10 protein-coding genes and 1 riboswitch are annotated in these 10,259 nt (G+C 40.1%); of the genes, 4 read left to right on the top strand and 6 right to left on the bottom strand.

Translation table 11 applies throughout. The features are described from left to right. Positions 1–47: 47 nt before the first annotated feature. Together asnB and metK are read right to left on the bottom strand one after the other, a co-directional pair. A complete protein-coding gene (gene asnB, locus J7E67_RS27775) occupies positions 48–1,952 on the bottom strand; it encodes an asparagine synthase (glutamine-hydrolyzing) (protein ID WP_214733239.1) in 1,905 nt (634 codons plus the stop codon). Positions 1,953–2,267: 315 nt separating this feature from the next. After that, positions 2,268–3,467 (bottom strand): methionine adenosyltransferase, encoded by a 1,200-nt coding sequence (metK, locus tag J7E67_RS27770; RefSeq protein WP_214719275.1) that lies wholly within the window; start codon positions 3,465–3,467, stop codon positions 2,268–2,270. Positions 3,468–3,667: 200 nt separating this feature from the next. Beyond that, positions 3,668–3,807: riboswitch (SAM riboswitch) on the bottom strand. Between the two features lie 247 nt (positions 3,808–4,054). On the opposite strand from metK, the gene pckA reads away from it, so the two are divergent. Next, positions 4,055–5,641, top strand: coding sequence for a phosphoenolpyruvate carboxykinase (ATP) (pckA, locus tag J7E67_RS27765; protein ID WP_214719277.1), 1,587 nt, complete (start codon positions 4,055–4,057; stop codon positions 5,639–5,641). A gap of 43 nt (positions 5,642–5,684) precedes the next feature. Here the strand turns inward: pckA and J7E67_RS27760 are convergent, their stop codons facing one another. Together J7E67_RS27760 and J7E67_RS27755 are read right to left on the bottom strand one after the other, a co-directional pair. Next, positions 5,685–5,927: a DUF2584 domain-containing protein gene (locus J7E67_RS27760; RefSeq protein WP_168245394.1), complete on the bottom strand. Its 243-nt coding sequence runs from the start codon at positions 5,925–5,927 to the stop codon at positions 5,685–5,687. 37 nt (positions 5,928–5,964) lie between these two features. Then, positions 5,965–6,759: an alpha/beta hydrolase family protein gene (locus J7E67_RS27755; protein ID WP_214733238.1), complete on the bottom strand. Its 795-nt coding sequence runs from the start codon at positions 6,757–6,759 to the stop codon at positions 5,965–5,967. Between the two features lie 174 nt (positions 6,760–6,933). On the opposite strand from J7E67_RS27755, the gene J7E67_RS27750 reads away from it, so the two are divergent. The 3 genes from J7E67_RS27750 to J7E67_RS27740 are packed head-to-tail and all read left to right on the top strand — an operon-like array spanning position 6,934 to position 9,483. After that, a complete protein-coding gene (locus J7E67_RS27750; RefSeq protein WP_374223945.1) occupies positions 6,934–7,899 on the top strand; it encodes an ABC transporter substrate-binding protein in 966 nt (321 codons plus the stop codon). A 20-nt stretch (positions 7,900–7,919) separates the two neighbouring features. After that, entirely contained in the window at positions 7,920–8,696 is a 777-nt protein-coding gene (locus J7E67_RS27745; RefSeq protein WP_214733236.1) for an ABC transporter ATP-binding protein, read from the top strand. Further along, positions 8,677–9,483, top strand: a complete 807-nt coding sequence (locus J7E67_RS27740; RefSeq protein WP_214733235.1) for an ABC transporter permease — start codon at positions 8,677–8,679, stop codon at positions 9,481–9,483. Before J7E67_RS27745 ends, J7E67_RS27740 begins: the two co-directional genes overlap by 20 nt. Positions 9,484–9,507: 24 nt before the next feature. Here the strand turns inward: J7E67_RS27740 and ytkD are convergent, their stop codons facing one another. Beyond that, positions 9,508–9,987: an RNA deprotection pyrophosphohydrolase gene (ytkD, locus tag J7E67_RS27735; protein WP_214719284.1), complete on the bottom strand. Its 480-nt coding sequence runs from the start codon at positions 9,985–9,987 to the stop codon at positions 9,508–9,510. Positions 9,988–10,136: 149 nt separating this feature from the next. Beyond that, positions 10,137–10,259 (bottom strand): transposase (locus tag J7E67_RS27730; protein WP_214730992.1); only part of this gene is annotated, 123 nt, incomplete at its 5' end.

Genomic DNA, 10,259 nt, shown 5'->3' with positions numbered 1-10,259 from the left:
ATTTGTCGACAGTCTGAAGCACCCAAGAAATTTGGGTGCTTTTACGATTAATTTTTCGATGTTTGCAGGGCCTTTTCTAGTGCATAATCACGTTGAAAGGAATAGACATCTTCAACATATACTTGATGCCATACCATGAACATCAGCACAGTCCAAATCTTCCTGCTGTTATCGGCTTTACCTTGGCAATGGTCTTCAAGCAATTGAAGCACATATGATTTATTGATCAAATGATCCGTGTTGCTTTCGCGGATGATTTTCTTCGCCCATTCGTTCATTTCATCCTTTAACCAATGACGGATTGGTACAGGGAACCCCAGTTTCTTCCGATCAAGTACATGGGCAGGTACAACACCTTCGGCTGCTTTACGTAAGATATACTTCGTCGTTCCATGCACTGTTTTCAGGCTGGTCGGAATTTTTGATGCCACTTCGAAGACCGCTTTATCAAGGAATGGCACACGAAGTTCTAAGGAATGAGCCATCGTCATTTTATCGGCCTTCAGCAAAATATCGCCGCGCATCCATGTATGGATATCAATATACTGCATCCGGTCCACAGGATCATAACCACGCGATTCAGCGTAAAGCGGCTTCGTTATATCAGTGTAATCTAATCCCTCACGATAGACATTTAGTAGTTCGCGCTTTTCTTCTTCGGTAAACATTTTCGCATTACCAATGTAACGTTCTTCCATTGGAGTAACACCGCGTTCGATAAAGCTTTTTCCTCTCATTCCCTCAGGCATCATACCCGCGATCCCTTTTAAAAGCACTTTTCCTGCTTTCGGAATTTTATTAAACACCTCTAATGATTGCGGCTCGTGATAAATATTGTAGCCGCCAAATAATTCATCCGCACCTTCACCTGAAAGAACAACGGTTACGTGTTTTCTCGCTTCACGGGCAACAAAATAAAGCGGGACACAAGCAGGGTCTGCCAGCGGATCATCCATATGCCACATGATTTTTGGAATTTCATTCATATATTCCTGCGGTGAAATCACATAGCTGATATTTTCGACACCAAGCTTTTCAGCTGTCTCTTTTGCGACATCAATTTCACTGAATCCATTATGCTCAAAACCTACCGAAAAGGTTTTAATCGCAGGGTGATATTCTTTTGCAATCGATGCAATAATCGAAGAATCAATCCCGCCAGAAAGGAATGAGCCTACTGGAACATCACTGCGCATGTGCATTTTTACAGAATCGAACAGGACATCTTTAATTTCCTTGATAAAATCAGGTTCTGATTTGTGAACTGGTTTAAAGTGTGCTTTCCAATATCTTTTGATTTCCATTGGTGAGCCAATCTTTTTGGTAAAAAAATGACCTGGCTCTAATTTCTTAATACCATCAGACATGGTGGTTGGTTCAGGAACAAATTGGTAGGTCAAATAATGCTGCAAGGAATCATAGTTAAGAACATCATTTTCGAGCCCCAATAGAATACTCTTTTTCTCAGAGGCAAAAAATGTTCTTTCACCATCTTCAAAATAAAAAAACGGTTTAATCCCGAACGGATCACGCGCCCCATAAAGAGTTTGTTCTTGTTTATCCCAGATGACAAAGGAGAACATTCCACGTAGTTTTTCGACGGCTTTTTCCTTCAAATGGCTGTAGAGTGCAATAATAACTTCGGTATCGGAGCTAGTTGAAAAGGTTAATCCTTCGCTCAATAGTTCCTCGCGCAGTTCTACATAGTTATAAACTTCACCATTAAAGATAATCCAGTGGCGTTCATTTTCATACGTAAGCGGTTGATGACCACTCTCAATATCAATGATACTTAAACGGCGGAACCCAAATTGGATATGATCATCATAATAAAAACCATCATCATCCGGCCCCCGATGAGTTATAATATCGTTCATATTTTTAAATTGTTGTTTTTGCTCATCACTATAGTTTTGTGTTTTGTCGTGTACACAACCGATAAAACCACACATTATGTACTTCACCTCATTCTAAATATCCTTTAAAAGGACGTATTGCTCCAAAGCGCAAACGCCTTGCGCTGGAGCTAGACAGAAAAACATACTCTCTAATACTACCACTTTTTTTATAAAATTTGCACTGTGAACAATAGGCAAATTTAATATCATCATTTTTCACTTCTTTAGACCTGCTTAAACACTTCATTTTTTCAATTATTTGTTACTGTACAGGTAAATAGACGTACGAATAAAAACAGGAGTTACATGTAGTATGTAACTCCCTTTGTATTGTCTAGCTCCAGCGCCAAGGCGCTTTTGCTTTTCTATTTATAGATTTGCTTGTTGGCGTAATGTTTCTACTTTATCTGTGCGCTCCCAAGGAAGATCCACATCTGTACGGCCAAAGTGACCATAAGCTGCTGTTTGTTGGTAAATTGGGCGACGAAGATCCAACATATTAATGATACCTGCAGGGCGAAGGTCGAAGTTTTCACTTACTAGGTCAACTAACACGTCTTCGCTCAATTTACCTGTACCAAACGTATCAACTGCAATCGAAACGGGTCTAGCAACTCCAATTGCATAGGCAAGTTGAACTTCTACCTTATCAGCAAGGCCAGCAGCAACGATATTTTTGGCAACATAACGTGCTGCGTAGGCAGCTGAACGGTCCACTTTTGTAGGATCCTTACCAGAGAAGGCACCACCGCCATGGCGAGCATATCCACCATACGTATCAACGATGATTTTACGACCTGTTAAGCCAGCATCCCCTTGTGGTCCGCCAATAACGAAACGGCCGGTTGGATTAATAAAGTATTTTGTCTTTTCATCGATTAATTCTTTTGGAACTACCGGATTAATAACATATTCCTTCAAGTTACGTTGAATTTGCTCTAACTCAACTTCAGGATTGTGTTGAGTGGAAATAACAATCGTATCAATGCGTACTGGTTTATCGTTCTCATCATATTCAACCGTTACTTGTGTTTTTCCGTCTGGACGTAAGTAATCAAGAACCTTATCTTTACGTACTTCTGTTAAACGGCGAGCAAGTTTGTGCGCTAGTGAAATGGGAAGAGGCATAAGCTCTTTTGTTTCATTACAAGCAAAACCAAACATTAAACCTTGGTCCCCTGCACCAATTGCTTCGATTTGTTCATCAGACATTTGACCTTCACGCGCTTCCAAAGCTTGGTCAACACCCATCGCGATATCTGGAGACTGTTCATCAATAGATGTTAAAACAGCACAGGTTTCTGAGTCAAAACCGAATTTCGCCCGATTGTAGCCGATGTTTTTAATCGTTTCACGAACAATTTTTGGAATATCCACGTAGGTAGATGTGGTGATTTCTCCTGCTACTAGCACTAGTCCTGTTGTTACTGAAGTTTCAGCCGCAACCCGGGCATTAGCATCCCTTGCTAAAATAGCATCTAAAATGGAATCAGAAATTTGGTCACAGATCTTATCAGGATGACCCTCAGTAACTGATTCAGAAGTGAACAAACGACGTTTTGTTGACATCTGAATTCCTCCTATAATATGAGATAATCGAGGTTTTAGGAAGGTTACAGGAATACTTCCTTAAACATCGAGAATTTGATACGGTACTCATTCCCTTAGTATGTAATAAACAAAGGATTTTTATTAGAGACTCTTTTCATAAAGGACTTATACAAAACAAAAAACCTTACCAGAGAGGAAAGGTTGTTCCGGGCCTTTCGCTCTTATCGTTCAAGGTCAAAGCCTTGCGTCAGATTAGCACCTTCGCATCCTGAAAAGGACCTTTTAAGTGGTCAATCTTTTCATACTGCAGGTTGCTGGGTTTCATTGGGCCTGTCCCTCCACCAGCTCAGGATAAGAGAGTATCCGTTCAACTTAGAATAATATCACACTGCCCAACAATGTCAATGAATTTTTTAAGAAATGTTTTTCAACAAAATGGGAAATATACGAAATATGTTAGTATCTTTTATAAATTTTTTTTATATCTTCAATTAAAGTTTTATAATATATAAATCCAGTTAAATAGGATACATCAATTCAGCTAATGTGTTATACTTTTTATATTATTAACAACCTAAAAACGAAATAAAGGAAGGTCTCATTAAATGAATTCTGTTGATACTCCTAATGAATTAAATCAATTGTTAAATGAAAGTCATGTTCATGTGCAATTATCTGTTCCTCAATTAGTTGAGAAAGTCTTAACCCGTCATGAAGGAGCATTAACTTCTACGGGAGCAATTAGTGTCGCTACTGGAAAGTATACTGGCCGGTCTCCACAGGATAAATTCATTGTTTTAGAAGATTCAACTAAAGACAAAATTGAATGGGGAACTACCAATCAACCAATTTCAGAGCCGGTTTTTACAAAGCTTTATCAAAAGGTCATTAATTATTTACAACAGAAAAATGAGATTTTTGTTTTTAAAGGATTTGCGGGTGCTGATAAAAAATCACGTTTATCCATCCAAGTGGTAAATGAATTAGCTTGGCAAAATTTATTTGTACACCAGTTATTTATTCGCCCGTCGGATGATGAACTACTTGCCCATGATGCTGGATTTACCGTTATTTCTGCACCTAATTTCAAGGCAGATCCGGCTATCGATGGTACCAACTCGGAAGCTTTTATTATGATTTCTTTTGAAAAAAGAATTGTTTTAATAGGTGGTACAGAATACGCAGGGGAAATGAAAAAGTCGATTTTTTCTGTAATGAATTATTTACTGCCTGAAAACAATATTTTTTCGATGCACTGTTCTGCCAATGTTGGGATTGAAGGCGATGTTGCTTTATTCTTTGGCTTGTCTGGAACTGGCAAAACAACCTTATCAGCGGATTCCAATCGTCGATTAATTGGTGATGATGAGCACGGTTGGTCCTCCAATGGTGTCTTTAATATCGAGGGGGGCTGCTACGCAAAATGTATCAATCTTTCTCGTGAAAAGGAGCCGCAAATCTTTGATGCCATCCGCTTTGGAACTGTCCTAGAAAATGTAACATTGAATCAGGAATCAAGAATCTCTGATTATGATGATGGAACGTTGACCGAAAATACACGTGCCGCTTATCCGATTGACGCAATTGATAATATTGTTCAACCAAGTATCGCTGGCCATCCAAATACGATTGTCTTTTTAACCGCTGATGCATTCGGTGTCTTGCCTCCAATTTCAAAATTAACAAAGGAACAAGCAATGTATCACTTTTTAAGTGGCTACACCTCAAAACTAGCCGGAACAGAGCGTGGAATAACGTCACCACAAGCTACCTTCTCCACTTGCTTTGGTGCTCCATTCCTGCCGCTGCCTGCGACTCGTTACGCAGAAATGCTCGGTGAAAAAATACTTGAGCACAATGCCAATGTTTTTCTTGTCAATACTGGCTGGACCGGCGGCGAATATGGGGTCGGTAATCGAATGAAACTTTCCTACACGCGCGCTATGGTTGAAGCCGCTCTTGAGGGAGAATTAAACCATGTGGAGACTGTCAAGGACGCGATCTTTGGATTAAATATCCCGCTCCATATTGCAGGTGTACCAGACGAAGTCCTACAGCCGATTAAAACTTGGTCGGATTCGCAGGCATATGAAAAGAAAGCAAAGGAATTAGCCGCAAAGTTCCGCGAAAACTTTAAAAAGTTCACTAATGTTTCACGTGATATTGAAGAAAAAGGCGGACCAATAGCATAATATCGAAAGCCCATATCGATTCGATATGGGCTTTCTAATCTCATTAGTTAGTCGAATTTAATGATATTAATTGATAGGTTATGGTCGTGCTGTTATTTTGCAACTCGACTTTTTTTATCAATGCGGTACCACTTGAATCACTATCGATTGTTTTTCTTACATCAATCGGAATCTCAATTGGATAAAGTCTGTACCCTTCTTTTTCTAGCAAAAAGACGTTTTCCTCCACTCGTTTTTCTCTACCTTTAGTTACAATCATCGTATTTAACTCAAGAGGCATACCCATAAACATCCGCTCCTCTACTTGTAATACCTATATATTATCATCTTTTACGGTGACTTTTCATCCACTTCGTTAAATCATTCACGACTTTTCTATTTACTGCTGGTGGGAAGTAATGTGTAAATTCGTTAAAATACCATGCTTCGACTGGTTTTTCTACTAACCTCAGCCTTCTTTCAAGACGATACGCGTGCTCCACCGAAACATTTCCGTCTTTAGCACCATGGATAATCAGGACAGGGGCTTTGATCTTTTCTATTTGATAAAGAGGGGTCCTGTCTTGATACCGTTCCGGAAATTTCTGAGGGGTTCCGCCAATGACCCTCTTCATCATTCTCCGTAAATCTTTACGTTCCAAATAGGTGAGGGACATATCACTGACCCCGCCCCAGCTGACAACAGACGCGGTCTCAGGGAATTCAATTCCTGTCAAAAGCGCCATTACACCACCCCGCGAGAACCCAAATATATGTATTTCACGTACTCTGGGCATAGATTTTAACAGCAAAAAGGCGCAAAAGGCGTCTTCCCTGTCGTCCCCGGCAAAATCCTCATTGCCTTCCCCACCCTGATTTCCACGATAATAAGGCGCAAAAACAACAAAGCCCTCAGCTGCGAACTGGGCAATCCTTGCTGGTCGAACTTTACCAACATTTTTAATGCCGCCGCGTAAATAAAGGAATCCATCATACTCACCTTCCCCAATCGGTTCCGCAAGCATGCCTTTCACTCGTAATCCATTGGAAAGGTAAGTGATTACTTTTAATTCAATATTGGGATTTGGAGAAGGAAAGCGCGTGATATCAACAATCTTTCCATCATTGTATTGGCTCATCAGCAAAACTTCCCTTTTTTATAAAATTTATTCTCTCTAGGCATTCACACATTTTTCTCCTCTTCATACGATATCTTAGGCAATTAGCCCAGATTTTTTATGATAAATAAGGAGGCTCGCTTCATGAAAAAATCGTTAAAGTTCAGTTTCTCCTTTCTGCTCATCACTATACTTATGTTTTCACTTGTCGCTTGTAATAGCTCCACAAAAAATGAAACAAAGAAACTTGAGAAAGTTCGAATCGCTGAAGTTACCCGGTCCATTTTCTATGCCCCGCAGTATGTTGCCCTAGCCAAAGGATTTTTCAAAGCTGAAGGTTTAGACGTCACGCTAACAACAACACCCGGCGGCGACAAAACCATGACCACTCTGATTTCTGGGGGGGCCGACGTTGCCCTAGTTGGTTCAGAAACATCGATTTACGTTTATGCCCAAGGAGCAAACGACCCCGTCATCAATTTTGCACAATTAACCCAGACCGATGGTACTTTCCTCGTTGCTAGAGAAAAGATTGATAATTTTTCATGGGACCTCTTAAAAGGAAAAACCTTCTTAGGGCAACGTAAAGGCGGCATGCCACAGATGGTCGGTGAATTTGTTTTAAAAAAGCATGGAATTGATCCTCAAAAGGATTTGAACTTAATCCAGAACATTGATTTCGCTAATATTGCCAATGCCTTTGCTTCTGGAACGGGCGAATTTGTGCAATTATTTGAGCCAACGGCAAGTATTTTTGAAAAAGAAGGAAAAGGTCATATTGTTGCTTCCTTCGGTAAAGAGTCTGGCCACGTACCATATACTACGTTTATGTCCAAGGAAAGCTATATGAAAGAAAATAAGGGAACGATTGAAAAGTTCACTCGAGCAATTTACAAAGCTCAACAATGGGTAGCGTCGCACAATGCTGAGGAAATTTCAAAAGCGGTGGAACCGTTTTTTCCAGATACAGATTTAGAAATTATGACCACTGTTGTTGAGCGTTATAAAAATCAAGGATCTTTTGCAACAGATCCTATCCTTGACCAAGAGGAGTGGAACAATCTACAAAACATCATGAACGAAGCAGGAGTACTGCCAAAAGAAGTAGATCATCAAACACTTGTAAATACAGAGATCGCTGACAAGATAATAAAAGAATAAAGGAAAGGGAGGCCGTTCTTATGAGCTTTTTGACCGTTCAAAATATTCATCACACCTATTTTACTAAAGCCTCTGCCACCACGGCCCTCTCCGATATTTCATTAACAGTGGATGAGGGCGAGTTTGTCTCCCTCCTCGGCCCCAGCGGCTGTGGTAAGACGACTCTGCTTTCCATTATTTCTAGTTTGCTTAAACCAACGCAAGGTACTGTCTTGTTAGAAAAAAAGCCGGTAACTACCGCAAAAAACCAAATCGGTTATATGCTCCAACAAGATTATTTGTTCCCTTGGAAAACGATTGAAGAGAATATCCTGATCGGTTTGAAGTTATCAAAGCAGTTGAACCAAAAAACAAGATTGGCTGCCCTTGGCCTGTTAAGCCAAATCGGATTAACAGGGGTGGAAAAACAGCTTCCTAGGCAGTTATCAGGGGGTATGAGGCAGCGGGTGGCTCTCGTCCGGACGCTTGCCACAGAACCAAAACTGCTTATGCTTGATGAGCCTTTTTCCGCTCTCGATTATCAAACTAAGCTTAAATTGGAGGATTTAGTATCACAAACATTAGATAAATTTGGAAAAACAGCTATTCTCGTTACTCACGATATTGGTGAGGCTATTGCCATGAGCGATCGCGTTTTTCTGCTTTCACCAAGTCCCGGGAGAATCTATAAAACATTTACGATGCCGGAGGAACTAAGAAATATATCCCCATTTGAAGCAAGAAATCATCAGGCATATTCAAGTATCTTTCAAACCATATGGAGGGAGTTGGAGTCTCTTGAGCGAGAAAAAGAATAAGCTTGAACTCCTCCATAAAAACTATATTCAATCACTGCAGGTTGAAAAAAGATGGGTCGGATTTTATCAGGCGATCATTTTTATCGTCTTTTTCTCTAGTTGGGAATTGTTTAGTCAAAAACAGTGGATTGACCCGCTTCTTTTCAGTTCTCCCTCAAAGATATGGAATTTACTCCTGGAAAAAATTCATGATGGAACTTTAGTTAGCAATATTGGCGTAACCTTAACGGAAACCGTCCTAGGATTTATTCTAGGCACACTACTGGGTACGATATTAGCTGCTATCCTCTGGTGGTCACCGATGATTTCAAGGGTGCTTGATCCTTATCTTGTTATTTTAAATGCCATGCCGAAAGTCGCATTAGGGCCCATTTTGATTGTGGCGCTAGGTCCTGGGTATTCATCGATTATTGCCATGGGCGCGATTATCTCAATTATCATTACCACCATTGTGGTATATACCTCATTTAAAGCGGTGGATCCGAATTATCTTAAAGTACTCCAAACTTTCGGTGCAACTCGTTGGCAATGCTTCAAAGAAGCTATCCTCCCCGCGAGTTTTCCAACGATTATTTCTACTCTTAAGGTAAATGTCGGTCTGTCTTGGGTCGGTGTGATCGTAGGTGAATTCCTTGTATCCTCTAGAGGACTTGGATACATGATCATTTATGGCTTCCAAGTATTTAATTTTACACTTGTTTTCTTATCACTTTTGGTTATCGCGGTATTTGCTACCATTATGTACCAGCTTGTTGAATTATTAGAGAAAAAAATTATCAAGGAATAGCAGATTGTTATCCTATGCTCTCTGCTATTTTTTTTCGTTCTGTAACTTTCGAATGAGTTTAACACATTGCTCGACGACTTGATCTTTCATGATAAAGCTGTAATCATCCCCAAATCGCTGCTGCAATATATCACCTTTAACAACAACAGGACCATTGGTTTCGTGGTAACTAGTCGTTTCTTCAACCCTAGCGACCTTTCCCCAAAAGACAGCCTTCACATAAGACCTCATCGGGTCGGTAAATTTATACTCAGCAATAAATTTTAGCTCACCTAGGATTGCGCCTGTCTCCTCATAGGTTTCTCGTTGTGCTGCCTCTTCAAGAGTTTCCCCTGATTCCATTTTTCCACCGGGAAATTCAAGTCCTCTTTTTTTATGGTTCGTCAATAGCCACTCTTCCCCATACTGGCAAATGACTAACACATGCTTTGCTGCCTCTTCGAAAGCATTTGGTAAAAAAGACAATTCTACTGGATTCCCATTTTCATCTAAAAATCGCATCATCTAATTTCCGCCTCAACTATTTTATACTTAATTATAATAAAAAAAAGAAAAATCCTAAAGTTAGGATTTCAGATTGTAGACAAAAGGCATTCGAATGAGCCCATTCGGATGCCTTTTGAGCAAAATTTAGACCTATCCTTTGACTATTATTACGCCAATTCTGGACCTTTCCACGTCCAGCTGGCCATCTTTTTCAAGTTCATGGCAGCAAAAGTAAGCATCGCTTGCATGGACAATTTTTTTAAGCCTCTTAAGGTTGTCCAACGCATACC

The organism is Bacillus sp. ISL-46, from assembly GCF_018613205.1.
This window is presented reverse-complemented; position numbering and strand designations above follow the sequence as displayed.